This window comes from Frateuria soli, assembly GCF_021117385.1.
Classification (GTDB): Bacteria; Pseudomonadota; Gammaproteobacteria; order Xanthomonadales; family Rhodanobacteraceae; genus Frateuria_A; species Frateuria_A soli.
The window spans coordinates 565205-582148 of the sequence record NZ_CP088252.1 but is presented as its reverse complement, the minus strand read 5'-3'; the positions used below and the strand labels follow the sequence as shown (position 1 = coordinate 582148).

The 16944-nt window shown below is 70.2% G+C and carries 13 protein-coding genes and 1 tRNA gene; 9 read left to right on the top strand and 5 right to left on the bottom strand.

Annotated elements, in window-relative coordinates; translation table 11 throughout:
• Positions 1-32 precede the first annotated feature (32 nt).
• The 3 genes from LQ771_RS02515 to LQ771_RS02505 all read left to right on the top strand — a co-directional run bounded on the left by LQ771_RS02515 (position 33) and on the right by LQ771_RS02505 (position 889).
• Positions 33-311 (top strand): oxidative damage protection protein, encoded by a 279-nt coding sequence (locus tag LQ771_RS02515; protein WP_231350836.1) that lies wholly within the window; start codon positions 33-35, stop codon positions 309-311.
• Between the two features lie 67 nt (positions 312-378).
• Positions 379-454 (top strand) — tRNA-Phe (locus LQ771_RS02510).
• Between the two features lie 180 nt (positions 455-634).
• The gene (locus LQ771_RS02505) at positions 635-889 is read left to right on the top strand and encodes a hypothetical protein (RefSeq protein ID WP_231350835.1); all 255 of its coding nucleotides are present in this window, start codon (positions 635-637) and stop codon (positions 887-889) included.
• Between the two features lie 44 nt (positions 890-933).
• Here the strand turns inward: LQ771_RS02505 and LQ771_RS02500 are convergent, their stop codons facing one another.
• Entirely contained in the window at positions 934-4518 is a 3585-nt protein-coding gene (locus LQ771_RS02500; protein WP_231350834.1) for a hybrid sensor histidine kinase/response regulator, read from the bottom strand.
• A gap of 153 nt (positions 4519-4671) precedes the next feature.
• On the opposite strand from LQ771_RS02500, the gene lexA reads away from it, so the two are divergent.
• From lexA to LQ771_RS02480, 4 genes are all read left to right on the top strand, one after another.
• Positions 4672-5277 carry a transcriptional repressor LexA gene (lexA, locus tag LQ771_RS02495; RefSeq protein WP_231350833.1) on the top strand — a complete coding sequence of 202 codons (606 nt, stop codon included), beginning with the start codon at positions 4672-4674 and terminating at the stop codon, positions 5275-5277.
• A gap of 199 nt (positions 5278-5476) precedes the next feature.
• Positions 5477-6148, top strand: a complete 672-nt coding sequence (gene imuA / locus LQ771_RS02490) for a translesion DNA synthesis-associated protein ImuA (RefSeq protein ID WP_231350832.1) — start codon at positions 5477-5479, stop codon at positions 6146-6148.
• Between the two features lie 10 nt (positions 6149-6158).
• Complete coding sequence (locus LQ771_RS02485) at positions 6159-7562, top strand: Y-family DNA polymerase (protein ID WP_231350831.1); 1404 nt, start codon at positions 6159-6161, stop codon at positions 7560-7562.
• Positions 7563-7742: 180 nt separating this feature from the next.
• Positions 7743-10832, top strand: coding sequence for an error-prone DNA polymerase (locus LQ771_RS02480; RefSeq protein ID WP_231350830.1), 3090 nt, complete (start codon positions 7743-7745; stop codon positions 10830-10832).
• A gap of 532 nt (positions 10833-11364) precedes the next feature.
• Here LQ771_RS02480 and LQ771_RS02475 read toward each other — a convergent pair.
• Together LQ771_RS02475 and LQ771_RS02470 are read right to left on the bottom strand one after the other, a co-directional pair.
• Positions 11365-12027, bottom strand: a complete 663-nt coding sequence (locus tag LQ771_RS02475) for a UdgX family uracil-DNA binding protein (RefSeq protein ID WP_231350829.1) — start codon at positions 12025-12027, stop codon at positions 11365-11367.
• A gap of 55 nt (positions 12028-12082) precedes the next feature.
• The gene (locus tag LQ771_RS02470) at positions 12083-12958 is read right to left on the bottom strand and encodes a LysR substrate-binding domain-containing protein (protein ID WP_231350828.1); all 876 of its coding nucleotides are present in this window, start codon (positions 12956-12958) and stop codon (positions 12083-12085) included.
• 92 nt (positions 12959-13050) lie between these two features.
• On the opposite strand from LQ771_RS02470, the gene LQ771_RS02465 reads away from it, so the two are divergent.
• Positions 13051-14070 (top strand): YeiH family protein, encoded by a 1020-nt coding sequence (locus LQ771_RS02465; RefSeq protein ID WP_231350827.1) that lies wholly within the window; start codon positions 13051-13053, stop codon positions 14068-14070.
• A 128-nt stretch (positions 14071-14198) separates the two neighbouring features.
• Here the strand turns inward: LQ771_RS02465 and tsaB are convergent, their stop codons facing one another.
• Positions 14199-14894 (bottom strand): tRNA (adenosine(37)-N6)-threonylcarbamoyltransferase complex dimerization subunit type 1 TsaB, encoded by a 696-nt coding sequence (tsaB, locus tag LQ771_RS02460; RefSeq protein WP_231350826.1) that lies wholly within the window; start codon positions 14892-14894, stop codon positions 14199-14201.
• Between the two features lie 137 nt (positions 14895-15031).
• Here tsaB and LQ771_RS02455 point away from each other — a divergent pair, with 137 nt between their 5' ends.
• Positions 15032-16483 (top strand): DHA2 family efflux MFS transporter permease subunit, encoded by a 1452-nt coding sequence (locus LQ771_RS02455; RefSeq protein WP_231350825.1) that lies wholly within the window; start codon positions 15032-15034, stop codon positions 16481-16483.
• A gap of 3 nt (positions 16484-16486) precedes the next feature.
• On the opposite strand, the gene LQ771_RS02450 is transcribed toward LQ771_RS02455, so the two are convergent.
• Positions 16487-16816 (bottom strand): hypothetical protein, encoded by a 330-nt coding sequence (locus LQ771_RS02450; protein WP_231350824.1) that lies wholly within the window; start codon positions 16814-16816, stop codon positions 16487-16489.
• Positions 16817-16944 lie beyond the last annotated feature (128 nt).

Genomic DNA, 16944 nt, shown 5'->3' with positions numbered 1-16944 from the left:
GCTCAGGACGAACGGCAACGAGGAAGATCCGCATGCCCCGCACCGTCCACTGCGCCAGACTCGACATCGACGCCGAAGGTCTCGACTTCGCCCCCTGGCCAGGCCCGCTCGGCCAACGCGTCTACGAGCACGTCTCCAGGCAGGCCTGGCAGCAATGGCTCGCCCACCAGACCATGTTGATCAACGAGTACCGGCTCAACCCGCTCGAAGCGAAAACCCGCCAGTACCTCGCCGGCGAGATGGAGAAGTACTTCTTCGGCGGCGGCGAAGTCGCCCAACCCGCCGGCTACGTCGCCCCCGACCAGCCTTGACGCAAGCGTTCGCACCCTGTTTAATGCGCGGCTCCGCAGCACGCGCCACGCGTCCTGCACTCCTCCCGGCCGGGTAGCTCAGTTGGTAGAGCAGGGGATTGAAAATCCCCGTGTCGGCGGTTCGATTCCGTCCCCGGCCACCAGGTGTCCAAAGGGCCCGCAGACATGCGGGCCCTTTTCTTTTGCCCGCAGGCGGTATCGGTGCCCCCCCGGTTGCCGTTCGATGGCAGGTGACGGCCTCGCGGGGGCTTCGGGACACGGCCCCGTATTTCACATGCGCTTCACCTTTCCGGACCGATCTTGCCCGGCTAGGCAAGGGGAGCGTGCTCGTGAATCATCGGACATGGAAATGCCTGCTGGCCGGCGGAAGCCATCACGGAAAGGTCATCAGCAAGGTCACCGATGCCGCCCTCACTTTTCCGCCCACGCTCAACGTCGGGGGCGAGCTTTATCACCCCATGACGATGACCTCTGCGACGAGCGCGGCGCCAGAATGGACGGGCGCGTGCGTCATGGCGCACTGCTACGCCACCCTGGAACAGGTCAACGACGCGCACCGGCTGCTCCTCCTGAGCTGACGCCGAGCGACAACCCGGGGCGGACGGTCACGCGGCCGGCGCGGTCAGGCCGGATCGGCCACCTCGTCCGCGGGCATGGCCGGTCCGGGCACGAGCGCCACGAACAGCTCGGCCAGCACCTCGCTACTGAACGGCTTGCGCAGGATCGCATCCATTCCCGCCTCGTGCGCGCAGGCTTCCTCGTCGCCACCGGAACGGGCGGTGATGGCGATGATCGGAACGCGCCGGCCGGCCTCCTCGCGCTGACGGACCAGGCGCGCGACCTGGAAGCCGTCGACGCCCGGCAGGTCCAGGTCCAGCAGCACGACGTCGAAACGCGACTGGTCCAGTTCGGCGAGCGCCCCCAGGCCGTTGGCGACGTAGCAGACGCGGTGGCACTGGCGTTCGAGCTGGCCGCGGATGACTGCGGCGACGATCGTGTCGTCCTCGACCAGCAGCACGTGCAGCGACCCGCCGACCGGCGCTTGCGCGAGGACGGGCATGCTGACGGCGTCCTCGGGCAGCTGCAACGGCAGGCGCACGCGGAAGGTGCTTCCCTGGGCCACGTGCGACTCGAGTTCGATGCTGCCGCCCATCATGCCGACCAGCTCGCGGCAGATCGCCAGTCCGAGACCGCTGCCGGCGCGTCGTTGCGGGCCTTCGACCTGCTCGAAACGATGGAACAGCCGGGCCTGCGCAGCCTCCGGGATGCCCGGCCCGGTGTCGACGACGCTGAAGACCAGGCCTTCAGCGTCGCACTCGGCGCGCAGCCTGACGCTGCCGTATTCGGTGAACTTCAACGCGTTGTGGGTGATATTGAGCAGCACCTGCTTGATGCGCACGGCATCGCCCACGACGCGTGGCGGCAGGTCGCCGTCCAGCTCCACCGTGAGCGAGAGTCGCTTGACCTGGGCATGGCCCAGTTGCAGTTGAGCCACGTCCTCGACTACCTGGCGCGGATCGAACGGCTCCAGCTCCAGCTCCAGCCGGCCGGCCTCGATGCGGGCCAGGTCGAGCGCGTCGTTGAGCAGCTTGAGCAGCATGCCGCCGGAGCGCTGCATGGCCAGGGTGTATTCGCGCTGCTCGGGCTTGAGCGGCGTGGATAGCAGCAGTTCGGCCATACCCATCACGCCGGTCATCGGCGTGCGGATCTCGTGGCTGAGCGTGGCCAGGAACTGTGTCTTGGCCGCGCTGGCTTCTTCCGCCAGACAGCGCTGTTGTTCGGCCAACGCGATGCGATGGCGCTGCGCGATGCGCCGGCGCCATACCCGCAGCGCCATCCACACCACCAGCAGCAGCGTGATGGCGTAGGTCAGCCAGGCCCACCAGCGCACCCACGGCGGCGCCTCGACGTGGATGCGCAGCGGCGCAGCCAGGTGCGCCCAGGCGCCACCGGCGCCGACCGCCATCACCCTGAGCGTGTAGTCGCCGGCGGCCAGGCCGGCGAAGTCGCGCTGGCCACGGCTGCCGACGTCGATCCAGCTGCCGTCCAGGCCGTCGAGCCGGAAGCGGTAGCGGTTGGCCGAAGGGTCGACGTAGGAGAACACCCGCGCCTCCACGCCCAGCTCGCGATCGCGCCAGTCCACCTCGACCGGGCCCGGGCCCAGCGGCAGCTCGGTCAGCTGGCCATGGCGGCGCACCCGCACGCGGGTCAGCGCCAGTTGCGGCACGGTGGCCTGCTCGCATACGCGGTCGGGATTGAAGGCGACCACGCCGCCGAGCGTCGGCGCATAGAGGTTGCCGTCGGGCATCAGCGCGAAACCGCGCGAGAACTCGGCGTTGCTCAGCCCATCCTGCAGGCCGAACGAGCGGAAGCGCCCGGTGTCCGGATCGAAGCGCCACAGGCCGTCGGTGCCGAAGATCCACACCCGCCCGCGCGCGTCCACGCGCATGTCGACCACGCCGACCGAGGGCCAGCCGTGCGCCATGTCCACGTGGCGCACCAGCGCCAGCCCGTCATCGTGGTAGCGGTACTGCTGCAGCCCGTCGGGCGTGGCCAGCCACAGGCCGTCGGACGAGAAGCTGAAGGCCTCCACGGAAACGCCGGCAGGACCGCCCGGCACCGGCTCGAAGAAGCTGTGCGTCCGGTCCAGCCGCATCAGGCCGCCTTCGCTGGCGTAGTAGAAGGTGCCACGGTCGTTGAGCGTCATCTGCGCCCCCCACAGCATCTTGTCGTCGGCCTGGTGCATCGGCACGCGGGTCACCTCCAGGGTGTCCGGGTCGACGCGGAACAGGCCCTCGCGGAAGGTGCGCACGTACAGGCGGTGATCGGGGCCAGGCTCGACTTCCAGCGGATGGCGGAACATCAGGCCTTCGGGATCGACCGCATCCACGCGCGAACCCCGGGTGCGATAGAGCGTCCCCTGCACCGCGACCCACAGGCGGCCGCCCTCGCCCTCGGTCATGCCCAGCACGTCGCCGCGCAACCCGGACAGCACGTGCTCCACGGCGCCGGTGTAGGGGTCCAGGCGATCCACCCTGCCGTCGCGTTCGCCGACCCAGATGTGCCGCCCGTCACGGCCGCGCGCCATGGTGGTCGCCACCGAATCGCGCAGGCTGGCCGGATTGTCCGGGATATGGGTGTAGCGGCTGAAGCTGTACCAGCCGGGCGCGAGGTAGGCCACGCCGCCATCGAGGGTGGTCACCCACAGGCCGCCTTCGCGGTCGACGTAGAGCTGCCACACCCAGGTGCCGGGCAGGTTGCCGTAGAGCACCGGGCGGTTCATCACCGGCAGCACCGGCCCGTCCGGCTGTTCCTGCAGGAACAGGCCCCGCTGGGTGCCGATCCACAGCCGGCCGGCATGGTCGCGGGTACTTGTCATGATGTTGATGTCGGGCAACGCATCGCGGGCGAAACGGTGCGCGCGGCCGTCGGGACCGATGACCAGCAGCCCGCGCACGGTGGCGATGCGCACCTCGTCGCCGCTGCCGTCGATGCGCCAGGCATCCATCGTCTGCGCCGGATCGGCCGGCAGCACCCGGTGCCAGCTGCCGTCCGCGTCACGCCTGAAGATGCCGTGGACGCTGCCGACCCACAGGCGCTGGCGAGGGTCGACGTAGAGCGCGGCCACCTCGCCGAGGTCGGCGGGGCTGGGTCCGAGCAGCGGGTTGACGACGTGCTCGAAACTGCCGTCCGCGCGCATGCGGTCCAGCCCGGAACGGGTACCTACCCAGAGGCTGCCGTCGGCCGTCTGCGCCATTGCCCAGACCTTCTCGCTCACCAGGCTGCCGGGATCGGTCGGGTCGTGCTGCCAGTGCCTGAACGTGCCGGTGGCCGCATCGAACCGGTTCAGGCCCGCGTCCAGGCCGGCGGCCCACAGTCGGCCCTGGCGGTCGATCAGCAACGAGGAAATGCCGTTGCCGGCCAGGGAGCCCGGCTCGCCGGAGATGTGGCGGAAGTTTTCGAACTCCACGCCATCGAAACGCGCGATGCCGTTCTTGGTACCGAACCACATGGTGCCGTCGGGTGCCTGCACGGCGGCGTAGACCAGGCTGCTGGGCAGGCCATCGGCGCTGCCGTAGCGACGGAACTGCGGGGTCGGCAGAACCCGGTTCGGGGCCGCTTCGACGGGAGCGGAGGCCGGTGCGTTGGCGCCCGCCGCGGGGATACCCAGCAGCAAGCCAACGCCCAGCAGCAAAGCGGACACCATGTGCTTCCCCCCACGCGCCTGAAGTCCTGGGCGGACACATTGAAGTCCCCCCGGATCTTCACGCCTTCGGCAAATCGCCGGATTCCCCTTCACGAAATGATGCCAAAAGCATCCCCCTGCCGCGACCTTCCCCGGTGTACTAATATTAGTAACATGATTCTCAGCCCCACCCGCCAAGCCCTGCTCGACTACCTGCGAGAACACATCGCGGTGCACGGCTACCCGCCTTCGCAGCTGCAGATCGCCGCCGCGCTGGGCCTGAAACAGAACCGCTCGGCGCGACTGCACCTGGAAGCGCTGGCGCGCGAGGGCCACATCGAACTGGTGCCCGGCCAGGCGCGCGGCATCCGTCTGCGGCAGCCGCCGCCGCTGCCGGCACTCACGGTGCCGCTGCTGGGCCGCGTGGCGGCGGGCCGGCCGATCGGTTCGGACGCCGAGGTCCGTCGCGAAGTGGCGCTGGATGCTTCGCTGTTCCGCCTCAAGCCGGACTACCTGCTGGAAGTGGTGGGCGATTCGATGCTGCTGGACGGCATCCTCCCCGGCGACCTGATCGGCGTGCATCGCACGCCCGAGGCGCGCCATGGCCAGACCGTGGTGGCGCGGCTGGAAGGCGAGTTCACCGTCAAGCGGTTCGAACGCAGGGACGGCCGCGTCCGCCTGCTGCCGCGCAATCCCGCCTATGCGCCGATCGAAGTGGACCCGCGCGCCACCGACTTCGCCATCGAGGGCCTGTTCGCCGGACTGGTGAGGCCCGGCTGATGCCCTTCCATGCACTGCCTCCTCTCCCCGTGGGGAGGGGGCCGGGGTGAGGGGCCAAGGCTGGCCTCGCACCTCGCTCGAAGCGACGTAATACACACATGGACACCTTCATCGTCACCAACAGTTCCGCAGGGCGGGCTTCAGTCCTCCGCTCCATGCGCCCATGGCGGGCTGAAGCCCCTTGCACGGCTGCGCGCGCATGAGCAACGTCGTCGCCCTCGATCACCTGTTCGATGCCCGCCGCCTCTGGCGCGGCCAGCCGCAGGCACGTCCGCCCTCGCGCCAGCCGACCGGCTTCCCGTTGCTGGACACCGCACTGCCCAGCGGCGGCTGGCCCGAAGGCGCACTGAGCGAAGTGCTGCTGCCGCTCGACGGCATCGGCGAACTTGGCCTGCTGTGGCCCACGCTCGCGCGCCTGACGCAGGCCGGCGGGCGGGTGGCGCTGATCGGTCCGCCCTACCTGCCCTTCCCCGCCGCCTGGGCCCACGCGGGCGTGCGGCTGGAGCGGCTGCAGGTGGTGCGTGCCGAGCCACGAGACGTGCCCTGGGCGACCGAACAATGCCTGCGCTCGGCTGCCTGCGCGGCCGTGCTGTGCTGGCCGCAGCAGGCCGACGACCGCACGCTGCGCCGGCTGCAACTGGCGGCCGAAACCGGCCAGTGCTTGGGCGTAGCGATGCGCCCCGCGTCGGCGGCGGTCCACGCCTCGCCCGCCGCGCTGCGGTTGGTGCTGGAAACCCGCCCCGCGCGCCTGCGCGTGCTCAAGTGCCGCGGTGGCAACCCGCCGTCGCAGCCGCTGCCCTGGCCGCTGCCGGTGGGCACGCCCGAAACCATCCCGGACAGCCACGTCACGGCTGTCCCGGATCGCGCCTGAGGCCCACGGCATGTTGTGGGCCTGCATCCTGTTGCCGCAGCTGGCGCTCGATGGCGTCCTTCGTCGTCATGCCGATCCCGACGAGCCGCTGGTGCTGGTCGACGGCCCCGTGCAGCGGCGCGTACTGCGCGCGGTCAACGCCGCGGCGAAGGCACAAGGCCTGCGCGCGGGCCTGCCGTTGGCCACCGCGCAGGCGATCTGCGCGCGCTTCGCCACGGTCGAGCACGATCCGGCCGAAACCACGCGCTGGCACGATTTCCTCGCCGCCTGGGCCTACCGCTACGGCGCGCAGGTCAGCCGGCAGATGCCGGCCTCGCTGCTGGTCGAAGTGGAGGCGAGCTTCCGCCTGTTCGGCCCCTGGCCGCGGATGGAGGCGCTGCTGCGCGAGGACCTGGTCGCGCTCGGCTTCCGCCACCGCATCGCACTGGCGCCCAATCCCTGGGCCGCGCGCGCCCTGGCCGGCGTGCACGACGGCCTGGCGATCACCCACGACGCGCCGCTGAAGCAGGCCCTCGGCCAGTTGCCGGTGGAGCGTGCCGGTCTTCCGCCCGAGGCGGCCGACAGCCTGCGCCGCATGGGCCTGCGCCGGCTCGTCCAGGTCTACGCCCTGCCGCGCGCGGCGCTGGGCCGGCGCGTGGGCACCGACACCCTCGACCAGCTCGATCGCCTCACCGGAGCGCTCGCCACGCCGCTGGACTGCTACCAGCCGCCGGACCATTTCGAATCGCGCATCGAATTCAACTACGAGGTCGGTGCCACCGGGCAGTTGCTGTTCCCGCTGCGTCGCATGACCGGCGATCTCGCCGCGTACCTGGCCGGTCGCGACGGCGGCGTGCAGCGCTTCGTGCTGCGGCTGGAGCACGAACGCGGCGCCGCCACCGAAGTGCCGGTCGGCCTGCTTGCCCCCGAGCGTGATGCGGGCATGCTGTTCGAACTGGCCCGCGGCCGGCTCGACCTGGTGCAACTGGCCGCGCCGGTACGCGCCCTGCAACTGATCGCACGCGAACTGCCGCCGTTCGTGCCGGCCGGCCGTGACCTGTTCGACGTACGTCCGCAACAGGCGGTGCCCTGGGAACAGCTGCGCGAACGCCTGCGCGCGCGGCTGGGCGACGAGGCCGTGCACGGCCTGTCGATCCGCGCCGATCACCGTCCCGAGCGCGCATGGCGCGATCACGGCGACAGTGCCGAAGCCCCGCCCCTGCCCCGCCCCGGCTGGCTGCTGCCGCGACCGATTCCGCTGCGCGAACGCGGGCTGCGCATCCTGGCCGGCCCCGAGCGTGTCGAGAGCGGCTGGTGGGACGGCGACGTGCGACGCGATTACTACGTGGTCGAAACCGCCGCCGGACAACGCGCCTGGGCCTACTGCCCGGTCGGCGAACGCGAAGGCTTCATGCTGCACGGGTGGTTCGCATGAGCCTCCCGGCCACGATTGCCGCGCATGCCTTTCCTGTAGGAGCGCACCCTGTGCGCGACCGTCATCCCCGCGTACCCGCAACGTACGGCGTTACCGGTCGCGCACAAGGTGCGCTCCTACAAAAGGCGAAGGGGCGGCGCAGCGTCTCCGGAGCGCCCGGCAGAGCCGGAGGGTAGCGGCATGAGCCTCCCCGCCTATGCCGAGCTCCACTGCCTCTCCGCCTTCAGCTTCCAGCGCGGCGCCTCGCTGGCGATCGAGCTGTTCGAGCGTGCGAAGCAACAAGGCTACAGCGCGCTCGCGATCACCGACGAATGCACCCTCGCCGGCATCGTGCGGGCGCTGGAGGCTTCGCGCGAGAGCGGCATCAGGCTGATCGTCGGCAGCGAGTTCCGGTTTTCCGATGGACTCCGCTGCGTGCTGCTGGTGGAGAACCAGCAAGGCTATGCACGGCTGTGCCAGCTGATCACCACCGCGCGCCGCCGCGCGCCCAAGGGCCGCTACGAATCCCTGCGCGAGGACCTGGGCGACACCGAGGGCCTGCTCGCCCTGTGGCTGCCCGGCGCGCGACCGGACGCGGCCGAAGGCAGCTGGCTGAAGGAACGCTTCCCGGACCGCTGCTGGCTCGCGGTCGAGCTGCACCGCGGTCCCGACGACGCCGCGCGCCTGGCCGCCCTGCGCACCGTCGGCGAGCACCTCGGCCTGCCACTGGTTGCCAGCGGCGACGCGCACATGCACGTGCGCGCCCGCCGCCCGTTGCAGGACGTGATGACTGCGATCCGCCACCACACCACCGTGGCGCAGGCCGGCCACCGCCTGTTCCCCAACGGCGAGCGCCATCTGCGTACGCGTCGCGCGCTCGCGGCCATCTATCCGCCCGAACTGCTGGCCGAGAGCGTGGCGATCGCGCAGCGCTGCACCTTCAGGCTGGAAGAACTCGAATACACCTACCCGCACGAACTTGTGCCGCAGGGCCACACCCCGACCAGCTGGCTGCGCCAACTGGTCGAGGAAGGCGTGCGCTGGCGCTGGCCGGACCGCGCCAAGGAAGCATGGCGCAGGCAGATCGAAGCCGAACTGGACCTCATCCAGCTCAAGGCGTACGAGTCCTATTTCCTCACCGTGCACGACATCGTCCGCTTCGCGCGCTCGAAGGGCATCCTCTGCCAGGGCCGCGGCTCGGCGGCCAATTCGCTGGTCTGCTTCGCGCTCGGCATCACCGAGGCCGATCCGGCAACGAGCAACCTGCTCTTCGAGCGCTTCATCTCGGCCGACCGCGACGAGCCGCCGGACATCGACGTCGACTTCGAACACGAACGCCGCGAGGAAGTGCTGCAGTACGTATTCGACCGCTACGGCCGCGACCGCGCCGCGCTCACCGCGGTGGCCACCGAGTACCGCGGGCGTGGCGCGGTCCGCGACGTGGCGCGCGCGCTGGGCATGACGCCGGAGCTGGCCGGCGAACTGTCCGCCACGCTGGACCGCTGGAGCGGCGAGGTGCCGCCGTCGGACCGACTGCGCGAGCGCGGCTTCGATCCGGACACGCCACTGATCCGCCAGGTGCTCGCGCTCACCGCGCAACTGATCGGCTTTCCGCGCCACCTCTCCCAGCACCCGGGCGGCTTCGTCATCTCCGAGCATCCGCTCTCCACGCTGGTGCCGGTGGAGAACACCGCGATGGACGGCCGCACGGTGATCGAGTGGAACAAGGACGACCTGGACACGCTGGGCATGCTGAAGGTGGACTGCCTGGCGCTGGGCATGCTCACCGCCCTGCGCAAGACCTTCGACCTGCTGCGCGACAGCGGCCGTGGCGAGTACACCATCGCCGGCATCAACAAGGACCACAAGGACGACAAGCCCACCTACGAGATGATCAGCCGCGCCGACACCATCGGCGTGTTCCAGATCGAGTCGCGCGCGCAGATGGCCATGCTGCCGCGCCTGAAACCGCGCCAGTTCTACGACCTGGTGATCGAGGTGGCGATCGTGCGGCCGGGCCCGATCCAGGGCGACATGGTCCATCCCTACCTGCGCCGGCGTAACGGCGAGGAGGAGGTCAGCTACCCCTCCGACGCGTTGAAGGACGTTCTCAAGCGCACGCTGGGCGTCCCGCTGTTCCAGGAACAGGTGATGCAGATTGCCATGAAGGCCGCCGATTTCAGCGGGAGCCAGGCCGATGCGCTGCGCCGCTCGATGGCCGCCTGGAAGCGCCATGGGGGGCTGGAGCCGCATCGCGAAAAGCTGCTCGCCGGCATGTTGAAGAACGGCTACAGCCGCGAGTTCGCCGAACACCTGTTCGAGCAGATCAAGGGCTTCGGCAGCTACGGCTTCCCCGAATCGCACGCGGCCAGCTTCGCCCTGCTCGCCTACGTCAGCAGCTGGCTCAAATGCCACGAGCCGGCGGCGTTCGCCTGCGCGCTGATCAACTCCGCGCCGATGGGCTTCTACTCGCCCGACCAGCTGCTGCAGGACGCGCGCCGCCACGGCATCCGCACGCTGCCGGTCGACGTGCGCCACAGCCACTGGGACTGCACTTTGGAACCCGAGCGCGATGCGCAGCTGCAGCCGGCGATCCGCATGGGCCTGCGGCTGATCCGCGGGTTTTCCGAGGCGACCGCCAGGGACATCACGGCTGCCCGCGAACAGCGGCCGTTCGTCGACGTGGCGGATCTGAGCATTCGCGCGCAGCTCGACCGCCGCGACCAGGGACTGCTCGCCGATGCCGGCGCGCTGCGCGCGCTGGCCGGCCATCGCCACCGCGCACGCTGGGCGATCGCCGGGGTGGAACCGCAGTTGCCGTTGTTCCCCGCCTCCACGCCCGAAACCGAGGCCATCGCGCTGCCGCTGCCCTCGCGTGGCGAAGACCTGCGCGCCGACTACGCGCTCACTGGCACCACGCTGGGGCCGCATCCGCTGCGGTTGCTTCGCCCGCGGCTGCGCGCGCGGCATTACCGCGCCTCCAACGAGCTGGCCGCGCTGCCGAACGGACGTTCCGTGCGCGTGGCCGGCATCGTCACCCTGCGCCAGCAGCCGCAGACCGCCAGCGGCGTGGTGTTCCTGACCATCGAGGACGAGTTCGGGCTGACCAACGTGGTGATCTGGCGGCGCGTGGTGCTTCGCCAGCGCCGCGTGCTGCTGGCGTCGCGGCTGCTGGCGATCGAAGGCCACCTGGAGAGCGAACATGGCGTGCAGCATCTGATCGCCCATTCGCTGGAGGACCTGACGCCGATGCTGGGCGAGCTGGACGTGCGGTCGCGGGATTTTCATTAGACGCGAGCAAAGACCTCCCCCTCTCCCCAACCCTCTCCCCCGGCGGGGCCGGGGGAGAGGGGCTGATCGGGCGAGCTTGCCGCTTTTCCTACTGAGCGGGCGGTGGGGCAGAAGAACGGGTTTCCAACCCGCGCCATCGACTCCCTCTTCCCCGGCCCGCGGGGGGAGAGGGAGCTGATCGGGTGAGCTTGCCGCTTTTCCTTCTGAGCGGGCTTTGGGGCAAAAGAACAGGTTTCCAAACCCGCGCCATCGGCTCCCTCTCCCACGGCCCGTCTGGAGAGGGGGCTGATCGGGTGAGCTTGCCGCTTTTCCTTCTGAGCGGGCTTTGGGGCAAAAGAACAGGTTTCCAAACCCGCGCCATCGGCTCCCTCTCCCCCGGCCCGTCTGGAGAGGGGGCTGATCGGGCGAGCTTGCCGCTTTTCCTTCTGAGCGGGCTTTGGGGCAAAAGAACAGGTTCCCAAACCCGCGCAATCGGCTCCCTCTCCCCCGGCCTGCCGGGGGAGAGGGTTGGGGAGAGGGGGAGGCCTTTGCCCTAGTCCAACCGTTCAAGCGCCCCGGCCACCGCCCGCAGATCCGCCACCAGCTCGTCGAACGCCGCGTGCCGGTTCGCTTCCTCGGGCATGCGCAGCACCGCCGACGGATGCCAGGTCGCAAGCCCCCGGGTGCCCTCGCCCAGCGGTCGCCACACGCCGCGCTCGCGGGTGATGCGAAAGGCATTGCCGAACATCGTCTGCGCCGCCATCGCACCCAGGCCCACCACCAGCTTCGGTTTCACCCGCAGCAACTCGGCCGCCAGCCACATGCGGCAGGCGGCCTGCTCGGCGGCATTGGCGCGCTTGTGCAGCTTGGCGGTGCCGCGGGTCTCGTACTTGAAGTGCTTGACGGTGTTGGTCAGGTACAGGGCCTCGCGGTCGAGCCCCGCCTCGCCGAGCGCGCGGTCGAGCAGCTGCCCGGACGGTCCCACGAAGGGCACGCCCTCACGATCCTCCTGCAGCCCTGGCTGCTCGCCGATCAGCATCACCTGCGCCGCCGCGGGGCCCTGCCCGAAAACCGTCTGCGTGCCATAACGCCACAGCGGGCAGGCACGGCAGTCGCGCGCCTTGCGTCGCAGCGTCGCGAGTGCACCGGCCGGCACCTCGTCCACCGGCTTGGCAAGCGGGACGCCGAATGGGTTGCTGCTGGTGCGCGAAGGCATGGCCTGCGAACGCTAGCCGCCACCAGGTGAACCTGCCGCCACGACCTGCAGAAACCTACAGGGAGCGCAGGAAAACCTCGAGCAGCGCGCCACGGTACTTCTGCCGGTGCAACAGCAGCGAGAGCATGCGCCTGAGGTCCAGGAACGGCGTCTTCAGCGCCACCAGCCGTCCGGTCGCCAGCGCATCGACCAGCGCCACCTCGGGCAGGCAGGCGATACCGAGGCCGGCGGCGACGGCCTGCTTGATCGCCTCGATCTGGTCCAGTTCCAGCACGGTCTCGCCCGGCGGCAGTTGCGCCAGCACGCGCTCGGTGGTGGCGCGGGTGGCCGAGCCCGGTTCGCGCAGCACCCAGCGCGCGCCGGCGAAATCGGCGGGCTTGAGCGTGCGCTTGCGCGCCAGCGGATGGTCTGGCGCGGCGCACACGCGCAGGCGGTCGCCGCGCCACGGTTTGAGCTCCAGTTGCGGGTGCGCGACCGGACCCTCCACGCAGCCGACGTCCAGCGCATGGTCGAGCAGCATCGAGGCGATGGTGTCGGTGTTCGCCACGCGCAACCGGATCGCCACCTGCGGCTGCGTGCGCACGAACCTGCCGAGCAGTTCGCCCACCAGATAGTTGCCGACCGTGTTGCTGGCACCGATGCGCAGCTCGCCCGCCAGCACCTGCGCATCGCCCTGGCCGAAGCTGGCCAGTTCCGCGTGGCGCTCGAGCAATTCCTGCGCACGCGGCAGCAGCTCGCGCCCGCGCGCGTTGAGATGCAGGCGGCCTCGCTCGCGGTCGAACAGCGACGCGCCGACCTGCCGCTCCAGTTCCGCCAGCGCCATGCTGGCGGCCGGCTGGGTCAGGTGCACGCGTTCGGCGGCGGCGCGCAGGCTGCCGTGCAGCGCGGTCTGCACGAACACGTCGAGCTGGCGGGGCGTGATGTTGAGCATTCAGCAGAACTTATAGCATCGATCAAACATACAAAGTTTTGCTGAAGACAATCGGAGCGGACAATGGCGCCATGCCATCGCCGGGACATCCGATGAATGCCGTTGCCGCCGCCCCTGCCTCCACCTTTGCCGCCCGCCTGCCCGGACTGGGCCTGGCCCTGGCCATCGCGCTGGTGGCGTTATGGATGGGCCGGCTGGCGCCGCTGGTCGGCGGGCCGGTGATCGGCATCGTGCTCGGCATCCTGGTGCGCAACGCCGTATCGCCAGGCGCGCGTTTCACGCCCGGCATCCAGTTCGCCGGCAAGCAGGTGCTGCAGTGGTCGATCATCGCGCTGGGTTTCGGGCTCAGCCTCGACCAGGTGGCCAAGACCGGCCTGGAATCCCTGTCGGTGACGCTGGTCACCATGAGCGCCGCCTTCGTGGCGGCGTGGGGGCTGGGGCGGCTGCTCGGCGTGCACGACCAGCTCAAGGTGCTGATCGGCGTGGGCACGGCGATCTGCGGCGGCTCGGCGATCGCCGCGGTGACGCCGATCATCAGACCGGACGAGCACGACACCGCGTTCGCGATCTCCACCATCTTCCTGTTCAACGTGGTGGCGGTGCTGCTGTTCCCGCTGCTGGGGCACCTGATGCACCTGTCGGACCTCGGCTTCGGCCTGTGGGCGGGCACGGCAATCAACGACACCTCGTCGGTGGTCGCGGCCGGCTACAGCTACAGCCATGCCGCCGGTGACTACGCCACCATCGTCAAGCTCACCCGCGCCACGCTGATCATCCCGGTATGCATCACGCTGGCGGTGATGGTGGCGATGCGCGAAAAGAGGAAAGGCGCCGCCGACTTCAGCCTCAAGCGCATCTTCCCCTGGTTCATCCTGTGGTTCCTGGCCGCCTCGGCGGTGCGCACGGCGGGGCTGGTGCCCGAGGCAGTGCAGCCGTTGATCCATCAGGCGGCGGAGTTCCTGATCATCATGGCGCTGACCGCCATCGGGCTGTCGGCGAACCTGCGCCGGATGATCTCCAGCGGACCGCGGCCGATCCTGCTGGGGTTCGGCGTGTGGGTGGCGGTGGCGGTGAGCAGCCTGCTGGTGCAGTTGGCGATCGGGCAACTCTGAAGGCGCGGACCTCGGTGCATGGATCCTTTGTAGGAGCCCACTTGTGGGCGATGCTCTTGGCCTGACACGAAGGGCATCGCCCACAAGTGGGCTCCTACGAAGAGCGACGCGTCAGACGCCGAGCCGGTCTACGGCGCGGGGCGGCCTTGCTCTGCCAGCGTCAGCGCGACCTTGTCGCGCAGGTACACCGGCAAGGCATGTTCCGGCGGAACGGCTCGGCCCGCCTCGAATTCGCGCACGGCCAGTTCCGCCACGCGGCGGGCCTGCGGATAGCGGTCACCTTCGGCCTGCCGCAACTCGCCGGTCAGATGCCCGCGCAGCACGTCCGCGTACGTCGTCCAGCCGCTGCCGACGACGTTCCACGCCTCGGCTTGCGGCACCACCAGCGCCTCGGGCGCGCAGACACGCTCCTCATCCAGCGCAACCAGTCCGCCGTTGCCCTCGCGCCGATAGCAGGCGGCATAGATCTCGCCCATGCGCGCATCGATCACGGCGAGGACCGCCGCCTCGTCCTCCGGCGCCTCCAGCGCCAGCGCGGCCAGCGAGGACACCGGCACCACCGGCACGTCCAGCGCCAGCGCCATGCCTTGCGCCAGCGCCACGCCCAGCCGCACGCCGGTGAACGCGCCGGGGCCACGGCCGACGGCGATCGCATCGAGTGCGTGGCGGCCCAGGCCCGCTTCGGCGAGCAGCGCATCGGCCATCGGCAACGCCAGTTCGGCGTGGCGGCGCGGCGCCAGTTCGCTGCGGGCGATCACTTCCTGTCCGTGCACGAGGGCGACGGAGCAGGCTTCGGTGCTGGTTTCGATGGCGAGCAGGTTCATGCGGGGAATTCTCGCACGCCCGGCCCGTGGTGCCGGATGTCGATCCGCACGCGGCCGGATCGTCGTCATGACAGCTGATAGGCCGCTGGCCATTCCCTACCATGCCGCACGCCCCGCCAAGGAGTTCCCGCTTGAACATGCCGACCCCATCCCCCACCCGCGACGGCCGCTGGCTCGCCCTCACCGTGCTGTGCCTGGGCGTGCTGATGATCGTGCTGGACACCACCATCGTGAACGTGGCGCTGCCCTCGATCCGCGCCGACCTGGGCTTTTCCGAGGCCACGCTGGCCTGGGTGGTGAACGCCTACGTGCTGACCTACGGCGGGTTCCTGCTGCTGGGCGGGCGGCTGGGCGACCTGTTCGGGCACCGCAAGCTGTTCCTGCTCGGGCTGGTGCTGTTCACCCTCGCCTCGCTGGCCTGCGGAGTGGCCGGTTCGCGCGAATGGTTGGTGGTTGCCCGCGGCATCCAGGGCCTGGGCGGCGCGGTGGTCACCGCGGTGGCGCTGTCGCTGATCATGGACCTGTTCACCGAACCGGCCGAGCGGGCCAAGGCGATGGGCGTGTACGGCTTCGTCTGCGCCGGCGGCGGCAGCGTGGGCGTGCTGCTCGGCGGCCTGCTGGTAAGCACACTGGGTTGGCACTGGGTGTTTCTGGTCAACCTGCCGATCGGCCTGGCGGTGTTCGTGGCCTCGCTCAGGCTGCTGCCGGGGGCGGTCCTCGGCAGCAGCGACAGGCGCCACCTGGACGTGGGCGGCGCACTCGCCATCACCACGGCGCTGATCCTGGCGGTATATGCGATCGTCGACGGCAACCAGGCCGGCTGGTTGTCGGCGCGCACGCTGGGCATGCTCGCCGTCGCGATGGCGCTGTTCGGGTTGTTCCTGTTCATCGAGGCGCGGGTGCGCGCGCCACTGGTGCCGCTGAAGCTGTTCCGCCTGCGCAACCTGTCGATCGCCAACGTGGTCGGCGTGCTGTGGGCCGGCGCGATGTTCGCCTGGTTCTTCCTGTCCGCGCTGTACCTGCAACTGGTGCTCGGTTACGGGCCGATGGAAGTGGGCCTGGCCTTCCTGCCCGGCAACCTGGTGATGGCCGCCTGTTCGCTGGGTCTTTCCGCGCGCATCGTGATGCGCTTCGGCCTCCGCCGCCCGCTGGCCGGCGGCCTGCTGGTGGCGGCGGTCGGCCTGGCCTTGTTCGCACGCGCGCCGGTCGACGGGCAGTTCCTGGTCGACGTACTGCCCGGCATGGTGTTGCTGGGCCTGGGCGCGGGCATCGCCTTCAACCCGGTGCTGCTGGCGGCGATGAACGACGTCGAGCCGCGCGATTCGGGACTGGCCTCGGGCATCGTCAACACCGCCTTCATGATGGGCGGTGCGTTGGGCCTGGCCGTGCTGGCCAGCCTGGCGGCCGCGCGCACCGGCACGGCGCTGGAGGCCGGGGCCGCACAGGCGGTCGCGCTCAATGCCGGTTACCGCGTCGCGTTCCTGGCCGGTACCGGCTTCGCGCTGCTGGCGGCCCTGCTCGGCGGCCTGCTGCTGCGCCCGCGCCGGAGGATGGCCGCGGGTACGGTGGAAGCCGCACCGGCGCCCTAGACGCTAGCGTTCGTCGTCCCGCTCGTTGCGCGGATCGATCGTCGGCGTGACCTGCCGGGCCTCCTTGCCATAGGACGCGTCGGTCTCGCCGCCTTCCAGCAGGTCCTCGATCGGCTCCTCGTCCAGGCCGCCGTGCCGGGGATCGAGCGCGCGCGTGCGGTCGTCCGCCCATTCGATGGTTTCCAGGCGGTCGCGCCGCGGATCGCCGTGTCCGCCCGGCGGCAACGGCTCGTCGGCAGGGTGGTCTGCCGCGACCCGCCCGGTCCGCGACGGCGAAGCGTCCTGCCTGGTTTCGTCCTGCCGGACCTCGTCATGCCTGCGCTGCTTGCTCATGGCCTTTGCTCCGTCGGCAACGGGGTACCAGCATTCCGCCTCCGGCGTCGCGGCGACGAGAAGCCGACGGATGCATCCCATTACCTGCCAGGTAATCGCCCCGCCCCGACGCCGGCCGCAAGCTGTGC